Raw genomic sequence first — 24,999 nt, forward strand, 5'->3', positions numbered from 1 at the left:
TCATGAAGAAAATTATGGCAATCAATGCCGGTAGCTCGTCTTTAAAATTCCAATTATTCGAAATGCCATCAGAAAAAGTATTAACTAAAGGTTTAGTAGAAAGAATCGGATTGAAAAATTCAGTATTCACATTGACAGTTGATGGTGAAAAACGTACAAGAACTTTAGATATTAAAGACCATGAAGAAGCGGTTGATATGATGTTAGCACGCATGATTCATTACGGTATTATTAAAAGTGTTGATGAATTAGATGGAACAGGACATCGTGTTGTTCAAGGGGGAGATTTATTCCCAACTTCAGCATTAGTGAATCGTGACGTTGAAGAAAAAATCGCAAAGTTAATCGAACTTGCGCCACTACATAATGCAGCTAACTTAATGGGTATTCAGGCTTTCAGAAGAATGTTACCGGATATTCCACACGTTGCAGTATTTGATACTTCTTTCCACTCAACAATGCCTGAAACAGCATTCTTATATAGCTTGCCATACCAGTATTATAAAGCACATAAAGTACGTAAATATGGTGCGCATGGTACAAGTCATAAATATGTAGCACAACGTGCAGCAGAAATGATGGATAGAAACCATGAAGAAGGTTTAAAGATTATCTCTTGTCATATTGGTAATGGTGGATCAATTACAGCAGTAAAAGATGGTAAATCTGTAGATACTTCTATGGGCTTCACACCACTTGCTGGTATTACGATGGGTACACGTACAGGTGATATTGACGTTGCTACCATTCCTTATTTAATGGAAAAATTGCATAAATCTGCTGAAGAATTATTGAATGTATATAATAAAGAGTCAGGTGTATTAGGTATTACAGGTATTTCAAGTGATATGCGTGATATTGAAATCGCAGCTGAGAATAACGAAGGACGCGCTCAACTTGCATTGGATATCTATGTCGATAGAATTCAAAAATATATCGGACAATATGCAGCAGTAATGGGTGGCGTTGATGGTATCTTATTTACAGCAGGTGTAGGTGAGAACTCTGATACAATCCGTGCAGCAGTATGTGAAAAATTAGAATTCTTAGGTGTTAAAGTAGACCCTGAGAAAAATAATGGATTACGTGGTAAGGAAGCAATTATCTCAACAGATGATTCTCGTGTAACTGTAATGGTTATTCCTACAGATGAAGAAGTAATGATTGCTCGTGACGTTATGGAATTCGGGGAATTAGGATAATAGATTTATGATGCTACCTATTCATATTGAATAGGTAGTTTTTTATTGTGGAAGAGTTAGCTGTACGGAAAGTGGTAGTAAATTAAAAATACAACCGTTTCCGAACATCTGTTTATCATATATCCCAACAAAAATAGAGCTAAAATGACGATGATCATTTTAGCTCTATTTATTAAGGAGAGTAGTTATCAGCGTTTCTTGTGTTTTCTCTGTAAATCAACGATTGCATAATAGAAGCAAGTTGCAATTGCTAAAATAATTGCATTTTCCTTTTTACACATCTCCGCATTGATTTATTTTATTTGTTCTGATCCATAAATTCCTTCGTAGCTACTTCAGGTTCAAAATTATCCGGCATTGTTTCAGTTCTTACAACTAACACATCACATTCAGCATGACGCACAATTGCTTCTGAAACTGATCCGATGATGAATCGTTCAACTGCATTTAATCCTGTTGAACCACACATGATAAGGTCAGCATTTAATTTCTGAGCAATTTTCTTAGGAATAATCGTTTTTGGAGATCCGTACTCAATTAAAGTTTCAACGTTGTTTACATCGCGAGACTCGGCAACTTTCTTATAACCATCTAATAATGATTCAGCAAACTGTGTTGCACGTTCGGAAATAGAACGATCATATGCTTCAACACTCGCATAACTTCTAGTATCGATAACATTGATGATGTGAAGCGTGGCATCGTTACGTTTAGCAACTTCTACTGCTTTATTAAATGCCCATTCAGCTTCGCTTGATCCGTCGACTGCAATTAAGATATTTTTATATACTAACATGATTTTCCCTCCATTTTTTATATATTGCGAATCTTTTCTATACTTTAATTATATCACTAATTATGGAAAAAGTATGTGACACGGTCGTTAAAAATTCATTTTTATTGATTTAAATATAATTTAAAACAAAAGGGTTTGCGTTTCAGCATCAAAGTGCTAATATGGTGATGTAAGCGTTATTATTTATAAATTAAGGGGATGAATTTTAATGATTATCGGAATTCCAAAAGAGATTAAAAACAACGAGAACCGTGTAGGTTTAACACCAGGTGGGGTACATGCTTTAGTTGAAAATGGACATACTGTACGCGTTGAAGCAGGTGCAGGTATGGGGTCTTATTTCACTGACGAGGATTATAAAGAAGCGGGTGCTGAAATCGTTTCTGTTGAGCAAGCATGGGATACAGATATGGTGATTAAAGTAAAAGAACCATTATCAGCAGAGTTTGGATATTTTAAAGAAGGATTAGTCTTATTTACTTACTTACATTTAGCACCTGAAGTTGAACTGACAAAAGCTTTATTAGAGAAGAAAGTAGTTGGTATTGCTTATGAGACAGTACAATTACCTACAGGTGGACTTCCATTATTATCTCCAATGAGTGAGGTTGCTGGACGTATGGCGACTCAAATTGGTGCGCAATTCCTACAAAAAACAAACGGTGGAAAAGGGATTTTATTAGCAGGTGTTCCTGGTGTTGAAAAAGGTAAAGTGACTATCATTGGTGGTGGACAAGCTGGAACTAATGCAGCGAAAATGGCTATAGGTTTAGGAGCAGATGTTACAATTCTGGATTTATCTCCAGTAAGATTACAACAATTAGATGATTTATTTGGTAGTCAGGTTCAAACATTAATGTCTACACCTTTAAATATTGCAGAATCAGTTAAAAACAGTGATTTAGTTATCGGTGCTGTATTAATTCCTGGTGCTAAAGCGCCTAAATTAGTAACTGAAGAAATGATTAAATCAATGAGCCCAGGTTCAGTAGTCATTGATATTGCGATTGACCAAGGTGGAATCTTTGAAACTTCAGATCGTATTACGACACATGATGACCCAACGTTTATTAAACACGATGTTGTTCATTACTCAGTAGCAAATATGCCTGGAGCAGTACCTCGTACTTCAACGATGGCGTTATCGAATGCTACGATTCCTTATGCATTACAAATTGCAAATAAAGGCTATAAACAAGCAGCTTTAGATAATGAAGCAATCTTAAAAGGTTTCAATACTTTAGATGGTAATGTTACATTCAGAGCTGTAGCTGATGATCAAGGTTTAGAATATGTTGATGCAAAATCGTTATTAGAGAAGTAATTTAATGTTGTAAGTAGAAGAGGAGTGCGTCATCGCACTCCTCTTAATTTTTATACAATTTTTGTACCATGGACCTCCTGAAATGGAATAAGTTCAAGTAAATCATTTAAATTATCTTTATTTAATCCGCCACCAGGCATGATTTCTATATTTCCTTTTGAATGTCTTAATAGTCGACCTAATTGATTAACATTATCAAGTATTGGCGATGATTTATCTTCGCTACCATGTGTTAATATACGTTTGAAATTCATATGAATTAAAGCATCCATTGCTTTTAATTGTTGTCTTAAAGGAATCTGATCAAATGCCATATGCATTACACAAGGTACATTCAGCGCTGCCTTTCTTAAATCATGCATTGTAAATGTATCCAGAGCATTATCATTTGTTAATGCACCAAAGACGAATGCATCAACGTTAAATGATTGTAATGCAATAATATCTTCTCGCATTACTTCTTTTTCAAATAAGTTATAGGTATAATCACCACCACGTGGACGTATCATTACTGCTACTTCAATATTTAGTGGATGACAATATTCTATAGCGAGCTTTACAAGTCCGAAACTAGGTGTTGTACCACCGACAGACAGATTATCACAAAGTTCAATGCGATTTGCACCATGGTTGGCCGCATAGATAATTTCGTCAAATGTTTCTACAACCGCTTCTTTAATCATTTTTCATACCTAGTCAATACTTCATAACCATCTTCAGTCACTAAAATATCATCTTCCACACGTACGCCTATCTCATCATGTAAATAAATACCAGGTTCAATTGTAAAACACATCCCTGGTTTCAATGTATCATCATTTGCAGAAGAAATATCTGGAAATTCATGCACAGTAATACCTAAGCCATGCCCTAAACGATGAGGGAACGCGTCGCCATATCCTTTTTCAGTAATATAGTCGCGTGCGAGTGCATCGATTTCACTAATTTTAACACCAGGTCTAACCCCTTCTATTGCACGTTGATTTGCTTCAGTAACAATCGCATGAATCTCCTGGTGAAATGCAGGTGGGTTTCCAAAAGCAATTGTTCTTGTAATATCTGAGCAGTAACCATTATAAATAACACCTAAATCAAATAGTACATACTCATCATTTTTTAGCTCACGTTTACCCGGTGTACCGTGAGGACTTGCTGCGTGGTCGCCGAAAAGTACAGTCGTATTGAAACTCATACCGCTGATTCCTTCAATTTTTAAAATTTCTGATTCTAAATGTTGTGCCACTTCTTTTTCTGTAATACCTTCTTTTAAATGTGAAACGCCGATTTGCAATGCTTTATCAGCAAATTGTGCAGCACTTTTTAGAATTTCAATTTCATCTGCTGTTTTAATATTACGCATATCTTTGATGATTTGATCTATTGCATTTAATTGCGCAGCTTTAAAATTCTGAAATAAAGATTTTTCACGCTTAACTGTAACATGTTCTTCTTCAATATATAGTGTTGCGTTATCCGGGAAGTTAGTATTTTGCTTCGCAACTAAAAATGCATCTTCAGTATCAGAGTAACCATATGCATTAAGATTTGATGCTTTCTGAGCATCTTCGACTTCCATATTTGGAACAACAAGTAAAGCATTGTCCTGAGTTACATATAAAGCAGTAAGGCGTTCATGTGGATCTGATAAGAAACCACTGAAGTAATTAATGTTCTCTGGTGTCGTAATCCATGCATATTCAATAGATTGTGAATGCATCAATTGCTGTAAATTTTTTAATGTTTGTTTCATAATCATGCTCCTTCTGTTTTGAATACCTCTAGTTTATGAAAGATAAGGTAAATATTCAATCAATAGCGTCTTACAATCTTTTTAAAACATTCACTAATAATGTATAATGAACTTAATAAATAGGGAGAGGTGCTAAATATGGAAGTATATTTTCATGGACAATCTTGTATTGCTTTTGAAAGTAATGGAAAAAAGGTTTTAGTAGATCCTTTTATTACAGGTAATAAATTATCAGATTTAGATCCTTCAACTGTTCAGGCAGATTATATTTTATTAACACATGGTCATGGTGATCACATTGGTGATACTGTTGAGATTGCTAAAAGAACAAATGCAACAGTCGTTGCAACACCAGAAATTGTTTCTTATTTAGGTGGGCAAGGGATTGAAAATGCACATCCGATGAATATCGGTGGAAAATGGAAATTTGATTTCGGTACTGTAAAGTATGTACAAGCATTTCACAGTAATTCATTATACGATGACGAAGGAAATATTATTTATTTCGGGATGCCATGCGGACTTATCATTGAAGTAGAAGGCAAGACGATTTATCATGCAGGAGATACTGGATTATTCTCAGATATGAAGCTTATCGCAGAACGACATCCCGTAGACTTATGCTTTATACCGATTGGTGATAACTTTACGATGGGTATCGATGATGCAGCGTATGCGATCAACACATTTATAAATCCGAAATTAACTGTGCCAATTCATTACAACACATTCCCTTACATTGAAGTGGATCCAAATGAGTTTAGAGCACAGGTTAAAAGTCCAGTAGAAATTCTTGACGCAGGACAATCAGTAACACTTTAAGCATTAAAAGTTATGGAAACTAGGTGGCAAATTGACAAAACATGAACAAATCATCGAACATATATCAGGTCTTGCAGTAGGAAGTAAAATTTCGGTTAGACAGATTGCAAAAGATCTTAATGTGTCAGAAGGTACAGCATATCGCGCAATAAAAGAAGCTGAGAATAATGGAATCGTTTCAACGATAGAACGTGTTGGAACTGTTCGAATCGAAAAGAAAACGAGAAACTCAATTGACCGGCTGACTTTTGCTGAAATTGTTAATATTATAGATGGACAAGTACTAGGTGGCAGAAGTGGTCTGCACAAATCGCTGACGAAATTTGCAATCGGTGCAATGGAAGTTGAAGAAGTCAGTAAGTATATCGGAGAAAATACACTGCTAATTGTAGGTAATCGAATCGAAGTTCAGAAGCTCGCGTTAAGCAAAGGCTCAGCAGTTTTAATTACAGGCGGTTTCGATACTGCTGAAGAAGTTAAGAATTTATCTGATCAATTAGGGCTACCGATCATTTCTTCTAATTTTGATACATTTGCGGTTGCCAATATGATTAACCGTGCGATTTATGATCAATTGATCAAGAAAGAAGTGCTGACTGCACAAGATATTTTAATTAAATTAGATGAAACACGTTACTTAAAGGAAAATGATTCAATCAGCGATTGGCATGCATTATCAGAAAGCTCTAAACATACGCGTTTTCCAGTGTTAGATGCAAACAATAAATTAAGTGGTATGGTGACAAGTAAAGATATCTTTAATCAAAATCCTTCTGAAAAGATTAAGAAGGTTATGACTAAGTCACCGGTTACTGTTAACTTGAATACGACTGTCGCAAGTTGTGCACATATTATGATCTGGGAAAGTATCGAATTGTTGCCAGTTGTATCGCGTTATAATAACTTAATTGGTGTTGTTTCTAGAGAAGATGTGTTAAAAGCAATGCAATCAGCAGACAGACAGCCACATATGGGCGATACATTTAATGATCAGATATTAAAGAAGATGAAGTTTAATAATGATCAAATTTCAATACAGATTACTCCTCAAATGTCTAATCAGTATGGTAGTTTAAGTAAATCTGTTTTTCTTGCAATTATTGAGGAATCAGTTAAATTTCATATGAAAAAGTTAATTCGTGGAGATGTACTGATTGATAGTATCAATATCTTTTTCATTCGTACAGTCCAGATAGATTCCATTCTGGATGTTGAAGTTAAGTTGCTGGATATTGGACGTAAGTTTGCAAAGATTGAAATTGCTATTATGCAGAATAATAATGCGGTTGCAAAAGCAATGACAATTCTTCAGGTGATTGAACATTATTACTAATCAAAAAAGATTGAGGCAGAAGCCTCAATCTCTTTTTAATCATGATGATTATTTTCTGTTTTGCTGTTTTTTACGCAATGCTTCCCATGCTGCATCTTCTTCACCAAAGTGACTTTCAAAATATTTTTTAGCCTTTATTGCATATTGATAATTATAAATTGCATAAGCAATAAGTAATGCGCAGATGATATAAGTAAATGTATTTGGGAATAGTAATATTTGATTACATGCAAAAGCAAACATGAAGATTGAAAAACATTGACGTGCACGTGCTCTATACCAGGCACGACGTACATCTTTTACTTCTCTAAAATATTTCGCGATATTATACACCGTGAAAATAAAAGAGAAGATCATCACTGTAACAGTGATCATGATAATATAAGGGAAAATTGTTTCCATCTTTAAACCTCCAGTCTTAAAGATTATAGCATATCTTTAACACCTGTAAATCTATCAAACAAAGGAGAAATTATGAATAAAAATGAAATAGGTGCATTGATTGAAAAAATTAATGCTTACGACACGATAATAATATTTAGACATGTACGTCCAGATCCAGATGCATTAGGTTCTCAACTAGGATTTAAATATGCAATACAGAAGCTATTTCCGAATAAACATGTGTATGCAGTAGGAAGTTCAGTTGACAATTTAAGCTTTATTGGTGAAATGGACGAAATAAATGACGAGATATTTACCGACGCACTTGGTTTAGTGTTAGATACGGCAAATGCACCACGCATTGATGACGAGCGCTATAAAATGTGTAAATCAATCATAAAGATAGATCACCATCCGCCGGTTGACCAATATGGGGAAATAAATGTCGTTAATACGGATAGTTCGTCTACAAGCGAAATAATCTATGAAATTCTGTTAAATATCGGTTACGGTACAGATTTAATTACGCGAGAAATTGCGCGCTGTCTTTATATCGGTATCGTAGGTGATACAGGTCGTTTCTTATTTAATAATACGACGAGCAAAACAATGGCTATTGCTTCAGAACTATTGAAATACGATATTGATCATACGCAGATGATTAATCAAATGCAGCAACGCGATTTAACTTCAATTCGATTTCAGGGATATGTGTTGCAACATTTTAAATTTGAGGATGGCGTAGGGTATATATTCATTACGAAGGAAATTTTAGAACAATTTAATATATCTGCCAGTGCAGCATCTTTATTTGTTAATAGTCTTGCAGACACACAAGGCATTAAAGCATGGGCGTTTGCTATTGATGAAACAAGTGAAATACGTGTTCGTCTTCGCAGTAAAGATGTAGTTATTAACACACTTGCAGCAGAATATAATGGTGGTGGTCATCCATTGGCGAGTGGCGCATCAGTATATAGTGTTGAGGAATTAGAAAGATTAATAGCGCAATTAAAAGCATTGGTGAATGCTTAATAAAATGAGGTGAATAACTTGGTTGTACATTTAAATATCCATACATCATATGATCTGCTACATTCAACGGTAAAAATTAATGATTTGATTGATAGTGTCAAGTCACATGGACAAAACGCAGTTGCAATTACTGACTTAAATGTATTATTTGGTGTACAGTCATTTTATTCTGCTTGCAAAGATGCCGGTATTAAACCGATTATTGGTATGGAAATTATCCTGACGGACGGAATTGAAGATTGTTATACAGTTTTATTAGCCAAAAATAATGAGGGTTTCAAAAACCTGATGCAGTTGTCTTCACGTATTCAACTGAAAAAACTACAAAAAATATCAACTGATGTACTGCGTCAATATACTGACCAGTTAATTGTTATCTATAAACAATTAGATGCCAATCAGCAACATTTTGTCATTGATGAAGCCGATTATTATGTCAGTCACGATAGTACAATTGAAGCTAGACGTGTATATATCGATGATGTGCGATACTTATCGCCAGAGGGTATTGTAGATTTAAGCATCTTAAACGCAATTGATGATAATAAAAAGATACCGCTAGAGACAATTCAATTAAAGTCTGGAACACAATATATTAAATCAGATGAAATATTATTAGATTTTGGTATTTCTGAAAATGACATCCAGGCGACAGAGCAAATCGCTAAATCATGTAATGTTATACTAGAAAAGTCGACACATCTGCCAAAATATCCAGTACCAAATGATTTAACAAGTGATGCATATCTATTTGAACTTTTACAAAAGCAAAAAGTAAAGTTTCCACAGTTTGATAATATTTATGAAGAACGATTAATGTATGAATATAAAGTCATTCAAAGCATGGGATTTTCTGATTACTTTTTAATTGTTAGTGATCTCATACATTTTGCGAAGACACATGACATATTGGTAGGCCCAGGTCGTGGATCATCGAGTGGTTCGCTTGTTAGTTATGTGCTTGGTATCACTACAATTGATCCGATAGAGCATGATTTACTTTTTGAGCGTTTTTTAAATCCGGAACGTGTAACGATGCCGGATATTGATATTGACTTTGAAGATAAAGAGCGCGATAAAGTAATTGAATACGTCATTAAGAAATATGGTGCATTCAATGTAAGTGGTATCGTGACATTTGGTCATCTGTCTATGAAAGCAGTGATGCGTGACGTTGGACGCATACTGCAGTTTTCAGAAAGTGAGTTAAAAGAAGCAAGTTCAATATTAAGTAATAAAAGCTTTAATAATTTAATCGATGCATATGAAGATGATGCATTCTCAAGCTTTATTGATTACAATGACCGACGCAAAAAATGGTATCAGATTGCAAGGTCGCTGGAAGGTTTACCACGTCATACATCGACACATGCTGCAGGTATTATCATTCATGACCAGTTACTTACAGATTATGTACCTTTATTGATGGGTGAAGAATACCCACTAACCCAATGGAATATGACAGAAGTAGAAGCGGTTGGATTACTTAAAATCGATTTTCTTGGTTTACGTAATTTAACGATTATACATAATATACTACGTTCTATTAAAGCACAATATGGTAAGACGATAAATATTGAACAAATCCCGATGGATGATATAAAAGTTTACGAGCAGTTATCCAGTGGAGATTCAATGGGAATATTCCAATTAGAATCAGACGGAATACGGAATGTGTTAAAACGATTAAAACCAGAAAATTTCAATGACATTGTTGCAGTTTTAAGTCTTTATCGTCCTGGTCCGATGGAACAAATACCGTTATATATTGAAAGACGTCATAATCAGCAAACAGTTCACTTACCTCATGCTGATTTAGAGGATATTCTATCACCTACTTATGGTGTAATCATCTATCAGGAGCAAATTATGCAGATTGCAAATCGATTTGCTGGATTTAGTTTAGGTGAGGCGGATATTTTAAGACGTGCTATGAGTAAGAAGAACCATCAGACATTACTGGCTGAACAGGAGCATTTTGTATCAGGTAGCATGAAGAATGGTTATTCAAAACAAGATGCGACGGCGATTTATGAATTAATCTTAAAGTTTGCTAATTATGGATTCAATAAAGCACATGCTGTCGCGTATGCAAAAATATCATATATTATGATGTATTTTAAAGTGCATTTCCCAAATATATTTTATGCCGCGACACTCAGTAATCAAATTGGTGTTGAGCATAAAACAAAAGAAATTATCGCTGAAGTAAAATCAAGAATGATCAATATATATCCCGCTGATATTAATCAGGCTGGCTGGTATTACAAAGCGCAAAAGACAGGTATTATGATGTCACTCGGTATGATTAAGGGAGTAGGATACAGAAGTGTGGTTGAAATTGTTGAAGAAAGAAAAAAAGGAACGTTTAAAGATATATATGACTTTTGTGCCAGAATTCCGAAACGCGTTAAATCTAAAGCATTGCTGGAAGCATTGATACATGTTGGTGCTTTTGATCGATTTGAGCAAAATCGTGCAACTTTGCTTGCTTCACTTGATGCGATTCTTGATGTTGAGAAAGAAGCTTTTGGTGAAATGAACTTTCTTGAGTCTTTAGGACTCAATAAGAAGAAAATCTATCATTATCATGAAGAGATGTCGGATGATCAAAAGGCTAGTTATGAGCTTGAGTATCTTGGTTTCTTTATTTCCAGACATCCAATCGAAGCATTGTTTAATGAACTACAGTTTTTACCCCTATATCGTATGAGTCAGAAGGTAAATGACCAATATATCTTACTCTGGATTGAAGGATTAAGAAGAATTAGAACAAAAAAAGGTCAACCAATGGCATTTGTACAAGCGATGGATGGTATTCAGCAGATGAATCTTGTCGTTTTTCCCACAGTATTCCAGCAATACGAGACATTGATTCAAACCAATAAGCCACTTATTGTTAAAGGGAAATTTGATGATAAGAAAGATAATCAAATCATTGTAAACGAAGTAATTAAAGTCGATGAATTTATTAAAAATATTCACTTGAATGCGAAGCAATTATATGTGAGAGTCCCTGTTCAAAATACAGAACAAATCAATAAACAAGGTGATATTGAAGTGATTCAATTTGAACAGAACGAAATGCAACCGATAGGTTTTATTCAAAGAGACAAACTAGATGACTTTATGTCTCGATACGATAAAGCAGATATTCGTCTAATTTAACATTTCAAATCATTTTAATATATGGTATAGTATTCCTTAGTGGTCTGACCACTAAGGTTTTTTTATTGATGAGAAGGGGGAAAAACCTTGAATCCAATACCAAACAAAGGATTTAATGCAGTAATTACTGCAATTAATGAAATTATAAAAACTAAAAATTTAACTGCTGGCGATAAACTACCTTCTGAACGTTATTTGAGTGAAAATCTTAATATTAGCAGGTCAAGTGTTCGTGAAGCACTCCGAGCTTTAGAAATGCTTGGCGTGATTGAAACAAGACGCGGTGAAGGTACTTATTTAACAGAAATGGATAATAATCAATTTATTGAAATGATAGCAGGCTATGTTGTTACAACTGAAACGCAGCAAGATGAAATTACTGATTTTATACATATGATAGAATCAATCGTGAATGTTGACAATACAAATGTACAGCATTTAAAAGATGCGATTGAAACGCGTAATACTATCATGTTTCGTGTTTGGAAATTATTGAAACAGTTTGAAAAGACATATGATGTAGAGGGGTAATGGATATGTTCAAAGATATATTTAAGCGCAATAAGAAAAAAAAATATGTAGCTGTACAGAACATGAAAGATACAGAAGTTCCTGAAGGTATCATGGTCAAGTGTCCTAAATGTAAGAAGATTATGTATACAAAAGAATTAAGTACAAATCTAAATGTTTGTTTTCATTGTGATCATCACATGGCATTAAGTGCATATGAACGCATTGAAGCCCTTACTGATAAGGATAGTTTTGAAGAATTTGATGCCGTGATTGCTTCTCAAAATCCTCTTTCATTTCCAAATTATGCTGAGAAGTTAGAAAGCGATAAAGAAAAGACTGGTTTAAATGAAGCAGTTGTAACCGGTGTCGGTAAAATAGATGGAAATCAATTCGGTATCTGTGTGATGGATTCCAGATTTAGAATGGGGTCTATGGGGACAGTAGTCGGCGAAAAAATAAGCAGAGTAATCGACTACTGCACTGATCATGAACTTCCATTTGTTATCTTTACCGCTAGCGGAGGTGCACGTATGCAGGAAGGGATTCTATCTCTGATGCAAATGGCTAAAACAAGTGTAGCGATAGAAAGACATAGCGAAAAAGGACTCTTGTTTATTTCTTATATGACACATCCGACAACTGGCGGAGTTTCTGCTAGCTTTGCTTCTGTAGGAGATATTAATTTAGCTGAACCAGAAGCGTTAATTGGCTTTGCTGGTAGACGTATTATTGAACAGACAATCAATGAGAAACTACCTGACGACTTTCAAACAGCTGAGTTCCTGCTTGAACATGGACAACTGGATAAAGTAGTACATCGTAAAGCAATGAAAGAAACGTTAAGTAAACTCATCGCGATGCATACGAAAGGAGTATAACTATGGCGCTTGAATTTGAAAAACCGTTAATCGAACTTGATAGAAAAATTGAAGAATTAAAGAAATATATGGCTTCAGAAGGTGTAGACTTAAGTGATGAAGTTAAAACATTACAGATTTCTAGGGAAGAAAAATTTAATGAAATCTATGATAACCTTACACCATGGCAGCGTGTTCAAATTGCACGACTTACAGAACGTCCAACAACACTGGACTACATTCATTATTTGTTCGAAGATTTTATTGAATTTCATGGTGACCGCAACTTTAGAGATGATCCGGCAATCATTGGTGGTGTAGCACGATATAAAGGGGAACCTGTCACACTAATAGGACATCAGCGCGGCAAAGATACAAAAGATAATATATATAGAAATTTTGGAATGGCACATCCAGAAGGTTATCGTAAAGCGTTGAGATTAATGAAGCAGGCTGATAAATTTAATCGCCCTATAATATTATTTATTGATACGAAAGGTGCTTATCCTGGTAAAGCTGCAGAAGAACGAGGACAAAGTGAATCGATTGCCAGAAACTTAGTTGAAATGGCGGGTCTTTCAGTACCGGTTATCTCGATTGTTATTGGAGAAGGCGGTAGTGGTGGTGCTTTAGGTTTAGGGATATGTAATCGATTATTAATGCTTGAAAACTCAACGTATTCTGTTATCTCGCCAGAAGGTGCTGCAGCATTGTTATGGAAGGATAGTAGTTTAGCACAGCTCGCTGCAGAAAGTATGAGAATTACGGGACCAGACTTACTGGAACTTAATATTGTAGATGAACTGATTACAGAAGTTAAAGGTGGCGCACATTTAAATATAGCTGCGCAAAGTGAACATATTGATGTTTCTATTGAAAAACATTTAAATGAGTTAATGCAATTAGATAAACAGGCATTAAAAAATCAGCGCTATGATAAATTCAGAAAAATTGGTAGTGCAATGTAAATTTACATGTCAGTAAATGATGTTATGTAAATAATTGAAAAACAATGAGAACGCTTAAAAAGAAACTCGTAGATGCTTATTCTAACGGGTTTTTAATTTGTTCATAGATAAAACGGTTACATCTGTTATAATACATGATTTTAATGGATATAAATATTGGATTGTGTTAATTTAAAGGTATCAACAGACAAAAGGTGAGGATAATACTATGAAAAAGATAGCAGTATTAACAAGTGGTGGGGATGCACCAGGTATGAACGCTGCTGTGCGTGCAGTCGTACGTAAAGCGATGTACCATGATATTGAAGTTTATGGGGTTTATCAAGGGTATCAGGGTTTAGTGAATAATAACATACATAAGATGGAACGTGGTACTGTAGGAGATAAAATTCAACGTGGTGGTACGTTCTTGCAGTCAGCGCGTTGCCCTGAGTTTAAAGATCCAGGAGTGCGCCAAAAGGGTATTGATAATTTAAAACAGCTAGGCATTGAAGGATTAGTTGTAGTTGGTGGAGATGGTAGTTACCGAGGTGCGCAACGTCTGAATGAAGAAGGTATTAAGACGATTGGTATCCCGGGTACAATCGATAATGATATCAATGGTACTGATTTTACAATCGGTTTCGATACAGCATTAAATACAATTATAGCAGCAATTGATAAGATTCGTGACACTGCGTCAAGTCATGAACGTACATTCATTGTTGAAGTAATGGGACGAGACGCAGGAGACCTTGCTTTATGGTCAGGACTTGCTGGTGGAGCTGAGACAGTATTAGTTCCAGAACATAAAAAAGATATTAAAGAAATTGCAGATAAAATACAACAAGGTATTGAGCGTGGTAAGAAACACTCGATCATTGTTGTTGCTGAGGGTGTAATGAGTGGTCACGAATGTGGTGAACAGCTTAAGAAGTATATTAATGTTGATACACGTATTTCTGTATTAGGACATATGCAACGAGGTGGATCTCCATCAGGATTAGATAGAGTATTAGCAAGCAGACTAGGTGGCTATGCTGTAGAACTATTAATGAATGATGAAACAGGGTTAGCTGTTGGTATTCTGAATAATAAATTATCAAAGACGTCATTTGATGATATATTCTCTGCAAAGCATACTTTAGATGAACAAATGTATGCACTATCAAATGAATTATCAATTTAATATAACTGTTGAATGAATACTGCATTAGCATTAACTTTCTTAATTGAATAGTATAAAAAAAAGTTACCGGAGGCTCATAAACATGAGAAAAACTAAAATTGTATGTACGATAGGACCAGCATCAGAATCGCCAGAAATGTTAGAGAAATTAATGAATGCTGGAATGAACGTAGCACGTTTAAACTTCTCACATGGTAGTCATGAAGAACACAAAGCACGCATTGATACGATTCGTAAAGTGGCTAAAAAATTAGATAAAACTGTAGCGATTCTTTTAGATACTAAAGGCCCTGAAATTCGTACACATAACATGGAAAATGATAAGATTGAATTAGTTAAAGGTTCTACAGTAGCAATTAATATGAAAGAAGTATTAGGAACGCCAGTAGAATTTTCTGTGACATATGAAGATTTAATTAACGATATTCATGTTGGTTCAACGATTCTTTTGGACGATGGATTAATCGAACTAACAGTTAAAGATATTAAGCATGAAGAAGGCAGAATTATCTGTGATGTTATCAATGCGGGGGAATTAAAAAATAAAAAAGGTGTTAATTTGCCGGGTGTTAAAGTGAATTTACCAGGTATTACGGATAAAGATGCGCAGGATATCATATTCGGTATCGAACAACGTGTTGACTTTATCGCAGCATCATTCGTTCGTCGTGCAAGTGACGTTTTAGAAATACGTAAAATTTTAGAGGATAGAAATTGCGATTTCATTAATATCATTCCTAAAATTGAGAATGAAGAAGGTATTGAAAATATTGATCAGATCTTAGAAGTTTCAGATGGATTAATGGTTGCTCGTGGAGATATGGGTGTTGAAATTCCGGCAGAAGAAGTACCATTAGTGCAAAAAGATTTGATTCAAAAATGTAACATTATGGGTAAACCAGTAATTACAGCGACGCAAATGTTGGATTCAATGCAACGTAACCCACGTTGTACACGTGCAGAAGCAAGTGACGTGGCAAACGCGATTTATGACGGAACAGATGCTGTCATGTTATCAGGTGAGACTGCAGCGGGTTTATATCCTGAAGAGTCAGTTAAAACGATGCATAATATTGCATTTGCAGCTGAAGAAGCTCAGGATTATAAGCGTTTATTATCCGACAGAACGAAATTAAATCAAGCGTCAATGGTTAATGCTATTGGTGTTTCTGTTGCACATACTGCTTTAAATTTAGATGTTCAAACAATTGTTGCTGCAACTGAAAGTGGAACGACAGCACAAACAATTTCAAAATATCGTCCACATGCTCATATTATTGCTGTAACACCTTATGAAGAAACTGCGCGTCATATGGCACTTGTTTGGGGTGTTATTCCAGTGATTAAGACAGGAAAATCAACGACAGACGGATTATTAGATAAAGCGGTTCAGGCAGCAATAGAAGTAGGAACTGTTGAAAATGGTGATTTAATTATTATCACTGCAGGTATCCCTACTGGTGAAGCTGGTACAACGAACTTAATGAAGATTCATTTAATTGGAGACGTCATTGCAGCAGGACAAGGTATTGGGCGTAATGCTACAGTTGGTAAAGTATTAGCTGTTAGATCTGCAGAAGAATTAGCAGATAAAGACTTATCAGATAAAGTCATTGTAGCACAATCTACAGATGCTGACATGGTTCCTTACATTGAAAAAGCTTTAGCGATTGTAACTGAAGAAGGTGGCTTAACGTCTCATGCAGCAGTTGTTGGATTAACGTTAGGGAAACCAACGATTGTTGGCGTTGCAGACGTTATGGAAAAACTAGAGACTGGTACATTAGTAACAGTAGATGCAGAGCACAACAAAGTTTATGTTGGACATGCAAAAGTAAATTAATTGCTATATATAGGTGAATTTGATTATAAAAATAAGAAGCACAGGATTAATGTCCTGTGCTTCTTATTTTTTATTATTTATTATCATAATTATGTGGATCAAAACTTCCTTTTTTAAATCCACCTTGTGCAGCGTACATAATTGCTAACAATACAAACCACAATGGTGATACGAATAATCCCATTCTTGTATCTTCAGCCATAAACAATAGAGCGAACATAAATACGAAGAATAAAAGAATTGCGATAGCAGAAATTTTACCGCCTGGTAATTTGTAAAGACTTGACTGATGTAACTGTGGTTTACGTTTTAAGTAAACAAGATATGCTGCAAGAATAATAGACCATACAACGATAAAGAATACTGTTGCAACAGTCGTTACTAATGTAAATACTGCGTTTGCATTAGGCATAAAGTAATTCAGTAATACTGATAATAATAACAACACACTTGAGAATACTACTGCGTTGGCAGGTACACCGGCTTTATTCGTACGTTGGAAGAAACTGTCGTTTCCTTTTGAATAGTTCTTACTTAAACCGAATAACATACGACTGTTAGAGAAGATACCACTGTTACAAGACGATGCAGCAGAAGTAATTACTACAAAGTTGATTAAGCTTGCTGCAAATCCAATGCCAATTAACCCGAAGAACTTAACGAAAGGACTTTCGTTTGGATCGATTTTATCCCAAGGCGTGATACTCATTATGATGATTAAAGAACCGATATAGAATAACACGATACGTATCGGCACACTGTTAATTGCTCTTGGTAATGTTTTTTCAGGCTCTTGTGCTTCACCAGCTGTTACACCGATTAACTCAATCCCTACGAAACTGAATATTGCCATCTGGAAGCTTAATAAGAATCCGTTTGTTCCATTTGGGAAGAATCCACCATGTGACCAAAGATTTGTTATCGTTGCTACTCCAAAGTTTGTTTTAAATCCGATGACTATAAGTACGATTCCTGTAATGATTAATGCAACGATTGTAATAACTTTAATCAATGCAAACCAGAATTCTAATTCTCCAAATAGTTTAGCTGTCAGTAAGTTTAAGAACATTAATACAAGGATACATAAAAGTGATGATAACCATGTCGGAAAGTCCGGCCACCAGAACTGTACATACTTAGCGATGGCTGTTACTTCAGCCATCCCTGTAACTACCCAGCAGAACCAATATGTCCAACCGGTAATATAACCTGCAAAGTCTCCTAGATAATCACGTGCAATATCAGTAAACGAATGATAGTTTGTATTAGATAATAATAATTCTCCTAGTGCTCTCATAAACAAGAATAAAAAGAGTCCGATAATTAAATAAGTAAATAAGATTGATGGACCCGCCAGATTGATTGACTTCCCTGCTCCTAAGAAGAGTCCGGTACCAATTGCGCCCCCAATCGCAATCAGTTGAATGTGTCGATTTGACAACGAACGTTGTAAATCGTTTCGTTCCTCGATATTACGCTGATGATTTGCCATACTAATCCCCATTTCATTTTTAGTATCTATATTATCTTATTAAAAACTGAAAACCACAAACATTTTTTAAAATATTCTTAATATTTTTAAGGATTAATTAAATGATAAAATAAAAATTTAAATATAAGTAAAAGTTATCACGTAAGATAAAAATTTTCTAAGTTCCTAATTCATTCACAAATGTGAGGACATTAGATATAATTGAGTTGTGAAAGCCATTACATTTGGCATAACAAAAATTATGGTGCAAAGGGGAGTCAAAAATGGCAGAATTAGTGAAAGGCCTTGAAGGTATTGTTGCTTCAAACACTAAAGTAAGTTCAATTATCGATGATCAACTTACTTATGCAGGATATGAAATAGATGATTTAACAGAAAACGCACAATTTGAAGAAGTTGTCTTCTTATTATGGAACTTCCGTTTACCGAATGCGGAAGAATTGGCTGATTTTAGGAAGCAATTATTTGAAAATATGACTTTACACCCAAGAATGTACAGTCATTTTGAAGATTATGCAGCAGATCATGTTCATCCTATGACAGGATTACGCACTTCTTTATCTTATTTAGCGCATTTTGATCCGCGTGCTGATGAATTTAATGAAGATGCTCATATGAACAAAGCGATTCGTATTCAGGCTAAAGTAGCGTCACTTGTAGCAGCATTCGCTCGTGTTCGCCAAGGAAAAGAAGTAGTGAAACCGAAAGAAGACTTAAGTTATGCAGCTAACTTCTTATATATGTTGTTCGGTGAAGAACCAACAGCTGTACAAGAAGAAGGTTTCAATAAAGCGTTAATTCTTCATGCCGATCATGAATTAAACGCATCTACATTTACTGCACGTGTTGCTGTTTCTACATTATCTGATATGTATTCTGGTGTAGTCGCTGCAGCTGGCGCATTAAAAGGACCATTACACGGTGGGGCTAATGAACAGGTTATGAAAATGTTGAATGAAATTGGTTCATTAGATAATGTAGATAGCTATGTAGCAGATAAGATTGCTAAAAAAGAGAAAATTATGGGCTTTGGTCACCGTGTCTACAAAAATGGAGATCCACGTGCTAAATACTTAAAAGAAATGTCTAGAAGAATTACTGATGAGACTGGTCAAAAAGAATTATTTGATATGTCTGTACGTATTGCTGATATTTTAAAAGATGAAAAAGGTTTATTACCGAATGTTGATTTTTATTCAGCAACAGTTTATCACTCAATGGGTATTGAACATGATTTATTTACACCAATCTTTGCAGTATCTCGTACTTCTGGGTGGATTGCGCATATTTTAGAGCAATATAGTGATAACAGAATTATTCGTCCACGTGCAACTTATGTTGGTGAAGTTGGTCGAAAATATGTTCCAGTTGAAGAAAGATAATATGATTAAAAATTTTAATATAAGGTAAACTAAAGTTAGAAATACTAATAATGGAGGCATAATAAAAATGGCTGAAAAAATTACGAATAATAATGGTGTTTTAAACGTACCAAATAATCCAATCGTTCCTTTTATAATCGGAGATGGAACAGGGCCGGATATTTGGAATGCTGCTGTTCGCGTATTAGATGCTGCTGTAGAAAAAGCATATAATGGTGAGAAAAAAATCGAGTGGAAAGAAGTTTTAGCAGGACAAAAAGCATTCGATAACACAGGAGAATGGTTGCCACAAGAAACTTTAGATACAATAGAAGAATACTTAATTGCGATAAAAGGACCATTAACTACACCTATTGGTGGAGGTATCCGTTCTTTAAACGTAGCTTTACGTCAGGAATTAGATTTATTCGTATGTCTTCGTCCAGTCCGTTACTTTGACGGAGTTCCTTCACCAGTTAAGCGTCCTGAAGATACTGATATGGTTATCTTCCGTGAAAATACTGAAGATATTTATGCAGGTATTGAGTATAAAGAAGGATCAGACGAGGTTAAGAAGGTTATTGAATTCTTGCAAAATGAAATGGGTGCTAAAAATATCCGTTTCCCGGAAACTTCAGGTATTGGTATTAAACCAGTTTCTAAAGAGGGTACTGAACGTTTAGTACGAGCAGCATTAAACTATGCGCTAGAGCAAGGTCGTAAGTCATTAACATTAGTACACAAAGGGAATATCATGAAATTTACTGAAGGTGCCTTCAAACAATGGGGTTATGATTTAGCTGAACGTGAATTTGCTGATAAAGTATTTACATGGAATCAATACGACAAAATTAAAGCTGAACAAGGTGCAGAAGCTGCAGATAAAGCTCAAAATGAAGCGATTGCCGCCGGAAAATTATTAGTGAAAGATTCAATCGCTGATATATTCTTACAGCAAATTTTAACGCGTCCTGCTGAGTTTGATGTTGTTGCAACAATGAACTTAAACGGTGATTATATTAGTGATGCATTAGCAGCACAAGTAGGTGGTATTGGTATTGCACCAGGTGCGAACATCAACTACGAAACAGGACACGCAATCTTTGAAGCAACACACGGCACTGCACCAAAATATGCTGGATTAGATAAAGTAAATCCATCTTCTGTTATTTTAAGTGGTGTATTAATGTTAGATCATTTAGGATGGAAAGAAGCTGGAGAATTAATCACAAAAGCGATGGAAAAATCAATAGCTTCTAAAGTCGTAACATATGACTTTGCACGTTTAATGGATGGTGCAACTGAAGTGAAATGTTCTGAGTTTGCTGACGAATTAATCAAAAATATGTAATTAGAAAAGTAGTCTAACTTTTAAGGATAGTATTATGAATGAAATTCATAGTTACTATCCTTTTTTTAAATAATAAGGGGGATTTATCATGACAAAGAAAAAGATTTCAATCGTGGGAAGTGGTTTTACTGGTTCTACAGCGGCTTTTATTGCTGCAAGTAAAGGATTAGCAGATATTGTACTTGTTGATACTTATGGTAGTTTAGATCCTACAACAGGAAAAGCACTAGATATTATGCAGGCGATGCCGATATTACATCAAAACGTCGACATTAAAGCAAGTAATGATTACGCCGATACGAAAGATTCTGATGTTGTATTGATTACATCAGGTATCGCTCGTAAGCCAGGTATGACGCGTGATGATTTAGTACAGACCAATCAAAGTATTGTAGAAGCTGCAACGAAAGAAATTGTCAAATACTCACCGAATTGTATTATCATTGTACTCACTAATCCGGTTGATTCAATGACATATGCTGTGTATAAAGCATCTGGCTTTGAGCCGAATCGTGTCATCGGTCAATCAGGCGTGCTGGATACTGCTCGATTTAGAACGTTTGTAGCACAAGCATTAAATGTGGCAGTAACTGATGTTACTGGATTTGTATTAGGAGGACATGGTGATACGATGGTACCTTTAATTCGTTATTCATCGGTAAGTGGCGTACCTATAGCTGATTTAATGGATGAAGCAACAATTGATAACATCATTGAAAGAACGCGTAATGGTGGCGCTGAAATTGTAAAATTATTAGGCACTGGATCTGCTTATTATGCACCAGCTGCGGCGATGGTTGATATGGCAGAATCAATTATCAATGATAGTAATCGTGTATTGCCAGCGATTGCTTATTTAAACGGTGAATTTAAACAGGAAGGTATTTATATCGGAGTACCAGTAAAGTTAAATAAAGATGGTGTTGAAAGCATCGTTGAATTGCAACTTACTGATGAAGAACAACAAGCATTTAATAAGTCTGCTGAGGCAGTGAAAGCTACGATTCAATCTTTAAAGTCTTCAAATTAATATGAATTTTTTAAACGATAGATTGATAATCCTTCTAATTGTAAAGAGAATGTAAATTATTCTGTTATAGCTTGAAGAATGTTGATTTGTTGTAGCATTTCAATATTCTTTTAATATATAATGAATATGATAATTGTTTGGAGGGATTGGATGAGTCAGAAGGTTCTGGTAGTAGACGATGAACAATCTATCGTAACTTTACTACAATATAATTTGCAACAATCAGGATTTGAAGTTGTAACAGCTTATGATGGTGAAGAAGGTCTAGAAAAGATTTTCAGTGAAAAACCAGATATCGTAGTATTAGATTTAATGTTACCTAAAATGGACGGCGTAGAAGTATGTAAATCTGTTAGAAATGAGAAAAATCAAGTACCTATCTTAATGTTAACGGCAAAAGATGATGAATTTGATAAAGTACTTGGATTAGAATTAGGTGCAGATGATTATATGACTAAACCGTTTTCTCCAAGAGAAGTTATTGCGCGAATAAAAGCAATTCTTCGTCGCACAAATACGATTAAGACAGTTGAAGATGAAAAAGATAATAAAGAAATTATTATCGGTAAGATCAAAGTATTGCCTGAACATTTTGAAGCATATCGTAATGATGAATTGCTCGATTTAACACCAAAAGAATTTGAGCTATTAATTTATTTGATTGAACGTCAAGGGCGGGTCATTACACGTGAGCATATGTTAAATTCGGTATGGAACTATGAGTTTGCCGGTGATTCTCGTATCGTTGATGTGCATATTAGTCACTTACGTGAAAAGTTAGAAGATAATCCGAAACAGCCACAATATATTAAGACTGTTCGAGGTCTTGGATATAAATTAGAAAGTCCGAAACGCGAATGATCAGTTTTAAAAGGAAATTGTTATTAATACTTACAACAGTTATTGTTGTAAGTTTTCTTTTACTAGGAACACTATTGTATCTTGCGCTTGCGAAGCAATTTATTGACGGAGATAAAGTGGGATTAACAAAAGATGCAAAAATCTTTGAATCGTATGTAAGTGGCGACAAACGAGTTGAAGATTTAATACGTGATTATGAAAAATCATACAATTCATCAATTCTTATTCTCGATAAAGATCAACATGTGATTTATAAGACAGCAGGTACATCGAAGAATGAATTTAATCAATTTATTACAAAATACACTTTAGGAAACAACGATAAAGTGAATTACCGTTATGATGGTTCAAAAGAGAAAAGTTTACTACGTTATAAAAATAATCAAACCGTTTATATTTTAAGTGAGATAAAGGCGATTAACATCGTACAAAAAATGATTATTAAATATTTTTCTATCGGATTGTTATGTATGTTCCCGATAATATTTATCATTGTACGTTATATCAATAAAAGCTATATCCAGCCGATTAAAGAAGTGACATATGCTTCAAAGTTATTGTCTGACGGTAATTATAAAGTACGAGTACCTGAAAGTAGTGTAACGGAGACGAAAGATTTATTTAGGTCTACAAACATACTTGCAAGAACACTTCAGGATCTGAATAATGAGCAGAAATTACAACGTAATCGATTAGAGACAACATTACAGAATATACCAAGTGCAACAATGCTCGTAAACAATCACGGGGAAGTGGCAATTGCGAACGAAACCTATATTAATCTTTTTAATAAACGACAACCGATAGAGCATGGGCATTATGAAACAGTTATTAAAAATCAATCAATTAAACAGATGATTAAAGAAGCAATAGCGATAGAAAAACCAGTCAACGATACCGTGAATATTACAGTCAATGTCCACAAAAAATATTTTGATGTCGCAGTAGTACCTGTGCTATCAAGGAAACGGAAGAAAATAGAAGGTATCGTTATCGTATTGCATGACATTACACAACTTAAGTCTTTAGAACAGATGCGTAAAGACTTCGTAGCAAATGTATCTCATGAATTAAAGACACCGATTACAAGTATAAAGGGCTTTACTGAAACTTTAATCGATGGTGCTAAAAATGAGCCTGAAACACTTGATATGTTTTTAGAGATTATACTGAAAGAGTCTAATCGTATTCAGGTGCTTGTAAGTGAATTACTTGAATTATCTAAAATTGAACAGGCGAATCATTTTGAAATGACGAAGGTCAATTTACCTCAAAAAGTATTTAATAGCGTTGAAGTAGTACATCCCTTAGCAGAGAAGAAAAATATTAAATTTAATCTGGATTTCGAAAAAGATTTATATGTGTTAGCTGAACCAAGTAAATTAAAACAAGTCGTAATAAATCTATTGTCGAATGCGATTAATTATTCATACGAAGACGCAACGATTACGGTAAAAGTGTATCAGAAAGATCGGAACTGTATATTAGAGATAACGGACGAAGGCATCGGTATTGCACCAGAAGAACAACTTCGTATCTTTGAAAGATTCTATCGCGTTGATAAGGCACGCAGCCGTGATTCAGGTGGCACAGGATTAGGACTTGCAATTGTAAAGCATATTGTAGAAGTCTTTAAAGGAGATATTGAGGTGGAAAGTGAAGTAGGTGTAGGTACTACTTTTAGAGTGATTTTAAAACAACATTTATATTAATATTTTATTATTTATATTAATATTTCATT

At 34.8% G+C, this 24,999-nt stretch carries 21 protein-coding genes; 16 read left to right on the top strand and 5 right to left on the bottom strand.

Translation table 11 applies throughout. From position 1 onward, the window contains the following. The first annotated feature begins 2 nt into the window (after positions 1 to 2). Complete coding sequence (locus BHX94_RS01705) at positions 3 to 1,202, top strand: acetate kinase (protein ID WP_111744656.1); 1,200 nt, start codon at positions 3 to 5, stop codon at positions 1,200 to 1,202. A 298-nt stretch (positions 1,203 to 1,500) separates the two neighbouring features. Here BHX94_RS01705 and BHX94_RS01710 read toward each other — a convergent pair whose 3' ends face one another. Continuing rightward, positions 1,501 to 1,998, bottom strand: coding sequence for a universal stress protein (locus tag BHX94_RS01710; RefSeq protein WP_111744657.1), 498 nt, complete (start codon positions 1,996 to 1,998; stop codon positions 1,501 to 1,503). Between the two features lie 208 nt (positions 1,999 to 2,206). Between BHX94_RS01710 and ald the strand changes: the two genes are divergently transcribed. After that, entirely contained in the window at positions 2,207 to 3,322 is a 1,116-nt protein-coding gene (ald, locus tag BHX94_RS01715; protein WP_111744658.1) for an alanine dehydrogenase, read from the top strand. A gap of 50 nt (positions 3,323 to 3,372) precedes the next feature. On the opposite strand, the gene BHX94_RS01720 is transcribed toward ald, so the two are convergent. Further along, positions 3,373 to 4,005: a copper homeostasis protein CutC gene (locus BHX94_RS01720; protein ID WP_111744659.1), complete on the bottom strand. Its 633-nt coding sequence runs from the start codon at positions 4,003 to 4,005 to the stop codon at positions 3,373 to 3,375. Further along, entirely contained in the window at positions 4,002 to 5,072 is a 1,071-nt protein-coding gene (locus BHX94_RS01725) for a M24 family metallopeptidase (RefSeq protein ID WP_111744660.1), read from the bottom strand. Before BHX94_RS01725 ends, BHX94_RS01720 begins: the two co-directional genes overlap by 4 nt. 138 nt (positions 5,073 to 5,210) lie before the next feature. Here BHX94_RS01725 and BHX94_RS01730 point away from each other — a divergent pair, with 138 nt between their 5' ends. Both BHX94_RS01730 and BHX94_RS01735 read left to right on the top strand, forming a co-directional pair. Continuing rightward, positions 5,211 to 5,894: a metal-dependent hydrolase gene (locus BHX94_RS01730; protein WP_111744661.1), complete on the top strand. Its 684-nt coding sequence runs from the start codon at positions 5,211 to 5,213 to the stop codon at positions 5,892 to 5,894. A gap of 31 nt (positions 5,895 to 5,925) precedes the next feature. After that, positions 5,926 to 7,227 carry a DRTGG domain-containing protein gene (locus BHX94_RS01735; RefSeq protein ID WP_096076163.1) on the top strand — a complete coding sequence of 434 codons (1,302 nt, stop codon included), beginning with the start codon at positions 5,926 to 5,928 and terminating at the stop codon, positions 7,225 to 7,227. A 48-nt stretch (positions 7,228 to 7,275) separates the two neighbouring features. Here the strand turns inward: BHX94_RS01735 and BHX94_RS01740 are convergent, their stop codons facing one another. Beyond that, positions 7,276 to 7,629, bottom strand: coding sequence for a YtpI family protein (locus BHX94_RS01740; RefSeq protein WP_111744662.1), 354 nt, complete (start codon positions 7,627 to 7,629; stop codon positions 7,276 to 7,278). Positions 7,630 to 7,701: 72 nt separating this feature from the next. Between BHX94_RS01740 and BHX94_RS01745 the strand changes: the two genes are divergently transcribed. The 7 genes from BHX94_RS01745 (at position 7,702) to pyk (ending at position 17,163) form a co-directional block, all read left to right on the top strand. Then, positions 7,702 to 8,646, top strand: a complete 945-nt coding sequence (locus tag BHX94_RS01745; RefSeq protein WP_111744663.1) for a DHH family phosphoesterase — start codon at positions 7,702 to 7,704, stop codon at positions 8,644 to 8,646. A 9-nt stretch (positions 8,647 to 8,655) separates the two neighbouring features. Further along, on the top strand, positions 8,656 to 11,814 hold the full coding sequence (locus tag BHX94_RS01750; RefSeq protein WP_331463393.1) for a DNA polymerase III subunit alpha: 3,159 nt from the start codon (positions 8,656 to 8,658) through the stop codon (positions 11,812 to 11,814). Between the two features lie 87 nt (positions 11,815 to 11,901). Next, positions 11,902 to 12,345 (top strand): FadR/GntR family transcriptional regulator, encoded by a 444-nt coding sequence (locus tag BHX94_RS01755; protein WP_111744665.1) that lies wholly within the window; start codon positions 11,902 to 11,904, stop codon positions 12,343 to 12,345. A 5-nt stretch (positions 12,346 to 12,350) separates the two neighbouring features. Beyond that, positions 12,351 to 13,205 (top strand): acetyl-CoA carboxylase, carboxyltransferase subunit beta, encoded by an 855-nt coding sequence (accD, locus tag BHX94_RS01760; protein WP_111745074.1) that lies wholly within the window; start codon positions 12,351 to 12,353, stop codon positions 13,203 to 13,205. Between the two features lie 2 nt (positions 13,206 to 13,207). Next, complete coding sequence (gene accA, locus BHX94_RS01765) at positions 13,208 to 14,152, top strand: acetyl-CoA carboxylase carboxyl transferase subunit alpha (RefSeq protein WP_111744666.1); 945 nt, start codon at positions 13,208 to 13,210, stop codon at positions 14,150 to 14,152. 208 nt (positions 14,153 to 14,360) lie between these two features. Further along, positions 14,361 to 15,320 carry a 6-phosphofructokinase gene (pfkA, locus tag BHX94_RS01770; protein WP_111744667.1) on the top strand — a complete coding sequence of 320 codons (960 nt, stop codon included), beginning with the start codon at positions 14,361 to 14,363 and terminating at the stop codon, positions 15,318 to 15,320. Positions 15,321 to 15,402: 82 nt separating this feature from the next. Next, a complete protein-coding gene (gene pyk, locus BHX94_RS01775; protein WP_111744668.1) occupies positions 15,403 to 17,163 on the top strand; it encodes a pyruvate kinase in 1,761 nt (586 codons plus the stop codon). 73 nt (positions 17,164 to 17,236) lie between these two features. On the opposite strand, the gene BHX94_RS01780 is transcribed toward pyk, so the two are convergent. Further along, positions 17,237 to 18,655, bottom strand: coding sequence for an amino acid permease (locus BHX94_RS01780; RefSeq protein ID WP_111744669.1), 1,419 nt, complete (start codon positions 18,653 to 18,655; stop codon positions 17,237 to 17,239). 263 nt (positions 18,656 to 18,918) lie between these two features. On the opposite strand from BHX94_RS01780, the gene BHX94_RS01785 reads away from it, so the two are divergent. The 5 genes from BHX94_RS01785 to pnpS all read left to right on the top strand — a co-directional run bounded on the left by BHX94_RS01785 (position 18,919) and on the right by pnpS (position 24,970). After that, positions 18,919 to 20,037, top strand: coding sequence for a citrate synthase (locus BHX94_RS01785; RefSeq protein ID WP_111744670.1), 1,119 nt, complete (start codon positions 18,919 to 18,921; stop codon positions 20,035 to 20,037). 61 nt (positions 20,038 to 20,098) lie between these two features. Continuing rightward, the gene (icd, locus tag BHX94_RS01790; protein ID WP_111744671.1) at positions 20,099 to 21,367 is read left to right on the top strand and encodes an NADP-dependent isocitrate dehydrogenase; all 1,269 of its coding nucleotides are present in this window, start codon (positions 20,099 to 20,101) and stop codon (positions 21,365 to 21,367) included. A gap of 88 nt (positions 21,368 to 21,455) precedes the next feature. Then, positions 21,456 to 22,397: a malate dehydrogenase gene (gene mdh / locus BHX94_RS01795; RefSeq protein ID WP_111744672.1), complete on the top strand. Its 942-nt coding sequence runs from the start codon at positions 21,456 to 21,458 to the stop codon at positions 22,395 to 22,397. Positions 22,398 to 22,547: 150 nt separating this feature from the next. Next, entirely contained in the window at positions 22,548 to 23,258 is a 711-nt protein-coding gene (locus tag BHX94_RS01800; protein ID WP_096076175.1) for a response regulator transcription factor, read from the top strand. Then, positions 23,255 to 24,970, top strand: a complete 1,716-nt coding sequence (pnpS, locus tag BHX94_RS01805; RefSeq protein ID WP_111744673.1) for a two-component system histidine kinase PnpS — start codon at positions 23,255 to 23,257, stop codon at positions 24,968 to 24,970. The genes BHX94_RS01800 and pnpS overlap by 4 nt, the downstream gene beginning before the upstream one ends. The last annotated feature ends 29 nt before the right edge of the window (positions 24,971 to 24,999 follow it).

Source organism: Macrococcoides bohemicum (assembly GCF_003259675.1).
GTDB lineage: Bacteria > Bacillota > Bacilli > Staphylococcales > Staphylococcaceae > Macrococcoides > Macrococcoides bohemicum.

Bases quoted from the DNA above. Each gene is read 5' to 3' on its own strand.
- BHX94_RS01705 (WP_111744656.1), top strand. From the start codon at position 3: ATGAAGAAAATTATGGCAATCAATGCCGGTAGCTCGTCTTTAAAATTC.
- BHX94_RS01710 (WP_111744657.1), bottom strand. From the start codon at position 1,998: ATGTTAGTATATAAAAATATCTTAATTGCAGTCGACGGATCAAGCGAA.
- ald (WP_111744658.1), top strand. From the start codon at position 2,207: ATGATTATCGGAATTCCAAAAGAGATTAAAAACAACGAGAACCGTGTA.
- BHX94_RS01720 (WP_111744659.1), bottom strand. From the start codon at position 4,005: ATGATTAAAGAAGCGGTTGTAGAAACATTTGACGAAATTATCTATGCG.
- BHX94_RS01725 (WP_111744660.1), bottom strand. From the start codon at position 5,072: ATGAAACAAACATTAAAAAATTTACAGCAATTGATGCATTCACAATCT.
- BHX94_RS01730 (WP_111744661.1), top strand. From the start codon at position 5,211: ATGGAAGTATATTTTCATGGACAATCTTGTATTGCTTTTGAAAGTAAT.
- BHX94_RS01740 (WP_111744662.1), bottom strand. From the start codon at position 7,629: ATGGAAACAATTTTCCCTTATATTATCATGATCACTGTTACAGTGATG.
- BHX94_RS01745 (WP_111744663.1), top strand. From the start codon at position 7,702: ATGAATAAAAATGAAATAGGTGCATTGATTGAAAAAATTAATGCTTAC.
- accD (WP_111745074.1), top strand. From the start codon at position 12,351: ATGTTCAAAGATATATTTAAGCGCAATAAGAAAAAAAAATATGTAGCT.
- accA (WP_111744666.1), top strand. From the start codon at position 13,208: ATGGCGCTTGAATTTGAAAAACCGTTAATCGAACTTGATAGAAAAATT.
- pfkA (WP_111744667.1), top strand. From the start codon at position 14,361: ATGAAAAAGATAGCAGTATTAACAAGTGGTGGGGATGCACCAGGTATG.
- pyk (WP_111744668.1), top strand. From the start codon at position 15,403: ATGAGAAAAACTAAAATTGTATGTACGATAGGACCAGCATCAGAATCG.
- BHX94_RS01780 (WP_111744669.1), bottom strand. From the start codon at position 18,655: ATGGCAAATCATCAGCGTAATATCGAGGAACGAAACGATTTACAACGT.
- BHX94_RS01785 (WP_111744670.1), top strand. From the start codon at position 18,919: ATGGCAGAATTAGTGAAAGGCCTTGAAGGTATTGTTGCTTCAAACACT.
- mdh (WP_111744672.1), top strand. From the start codon at position 21,456: ATGACAAAGAAAAAGATTTCAATCGTGGGAAGTGGTTTTACTGGTTCT.
- BHX94_RS01800 (WP_096076175.1), top strand. From the start codon at position 22,548: ATGAGTCAGAAGGTTCTGGTAGTAGACGATGAACAATCTATCGTAACT.
- pnpS (WP_111744673.1), top strand. From the start codon at position 23,255: ATGATCAGTTTTAAAAGGAAATTGTTATTAATACTTACAACAGTTATT.